Annotated in this window: 1 protein-coding gene; it reads right to left on the reverse strand. The window is 75.7% G+C overall.

Translation table 11 applies throughout. The features are described from left to right. Positions 1 to 2,209 (reverse strand): LuxR family transcriptional regulator (locus ACWEQL_RS42220; RefSeq protein WP_452156901.1); only part of this gene is annotated, 2,209 nt, incomplete at both ends.

Genomic DNA, 2,209 nt, shown 5'->3' on the forward strand with positions numbered 1-2,209 from the left:
CGAGCAGGCCGCGGCACAGTGCGGCCTCCGCCACCGACCCGGGAGCCAGTCGGCCTGCCATGCCGGCGGCGTGCTGCCCGGCCAGTTCCTCGGCCTGGGCCCGATCGCCGCGTTCGAGGAGGATCTCGACGGCGGTGGGGACCAGGTCCCAGGAGTGGGTCCAGCATTCGCGCCGTACCACGAAGCCGAGCATGTCGGGCGGGCCTGTGAGGGCCTGCCACGCGCCGTCGGCGTCTCCTGCGGCGAGCCGGATGCGGGCCAGGGCGGCGGCCGGCGGGATGCTCATCGTCGTCGCCCCGTCCTGGGTGAGTGCCGTCTCCAGATGGGCCACGGCCCGGGCGGTGCGGCCCCGCGCGGCGGCGCTCACCCCCTGGGCGGTGCCGAGCAGCCCGCCGGTGACGAGCGGGTTCTGCACGTGCCGGTGGCGGAAGTCCTCCACGTCCTGCTCGAAGACCTCCCATTCGCCCGCCAGCCACCGCAGCATCATCCGGTAGGAGTCGGTGTACATCACGAACAGCGGCATGTCGTAGCGCAACGCCAGCGCGGCGGCCTCCGCCAGATAGCCGGCCGCCGCCTCGTCGCCGCCTCCGTTGAGCGCCCACTCGACAGCGTTGCCGAGCGCCGCCACGGTGCAGCGGACCACCTCCAGGCTCTCGTGCACCCGGGGCAGAGCCGCCAGCAGGGCCGGCGCACGCGCGTCGTTGTGCTCGCCCAACGCGTCCAGGTAGGCAGCCGTCACAGCCGAGCGGTTCTCCTCGTCCTCGCTGTCCGCGACCAGCGCCATCGCCCGCTCCAGCTGCGCGGTCTGCTCGACCGCGGTGCCGCCGTCCGGGGAATGGGAGGCGAGGATGGACAGAGCGCGGGCCAGCGGCTCCGGCGGCCCCTGCTCCAGCTCCGGGACGGCCTTCGCCAGCTCCGCGACACCACCCGGGTCCCCGCCCAGGTTGTACATGAGCAGACCCAGCTTCATCCGGATCTCGCCCCGCGTCGCGGCCGACAGCCCCGGCGTCGCCAGGATGCGGCGCATCGAGGCGACGGTGTGCTCGTAGTTCGTGCCGAACTGCGCCGCGCGGCTCAGCGCGAGGGCCACACGCGCCACCCGCTCCGGTGCCAGACCCGGCTGCTCCAGCACCTGCCGCAGCAGCGCCGCGGCCGTGCCCGAGTCGCCCATCGACTCCGCCTGGACGGCTGCCGCCTCGGCCTGTTCCAGCCACCCCTCCACGTCGCCGGTCTGCCGCAGATGGTGGGCGATCTGCACCAGCGGCGGATCGGCCAGCTCCCGCAGCGCCTCCACGGCTCTGCGATGCAGCCGTATCCGCACCGGGCCGGGCAGTGACTCGTACACCGCCCGGCCGGCCAGCACGTGGGCGAAGCCGTAGTGGTCCGGGCCGAGCTCGTGCAGCACCGAGCCGGCCAGCGCCCCGGTCAGGGCGTCGGCCGCCTCCTGTTCGTCCGGCAGGGCGGCCATCCGCCCGAGAAGCCGCTCGGAGGCCGGCACCGCCAGCACCGCGGCCCCGCCCGCCAGCGCCACCGCCCCGGGCGGGAGCCGGTCCAGGCGCTGCCCGATGATCTCCCGCAGACTCCTCGACACCCCCAGCTCCGTCAGCGCCTGCGCATCCGGTGCCACCGAGCCTGCGGAGGTGGCGGCGGTGAGGGTCAGCAGGTCCTCCGCGACCACCAGCGGCAGGCCGCCGCTGCGCTGCAGCAGGGCCCTGGCCAGTGCGGGTGTGGCCTGCGCGCCGAGCGCGCCGCGCGCCATCGCCGCCAGGTCCGCCTCGCCCAGCGCCGGCAGCGTGATCTCCGCGCCGGCCGTGCCCGCCGGGAGGCTGTAGGGGGCTCCGAGCAGCGGCATGCCGGGTGGCAGGTCCTCGGCCCGGTAGGTCAGCAGCAGCCCGGCCCGCGCGGGCAGGTCACGGGCGAGAAGCAGCAGCAGATCCCTGGTCGCCTCGTCCGCCCAATGCAGGTCCTCCACCACCAGCACCACCGGGGCGACCGCGGTGAGTACGGCACGCACCCCGGCCGCGACCGTCGGACGCTGCCCCACCGCCTCCAGGTCCCCGGCCGGTTCGGGGAGGAGGCCGGCGAGATCCGGCACCAGCGCCGACAGCACCCCAGCCACCTGGGGCAACGGCCCCGCCCGCGCGGCCTGCGGAACGGCCGCGCGCAGTGCGTCGGCCACCGGGCCGAACGGCAGCGGCTCACGCAGCGG

The sequence above is a fragment of the Kitasatospora sp. NPDC004240 genome (assembly GCF_053603215.1).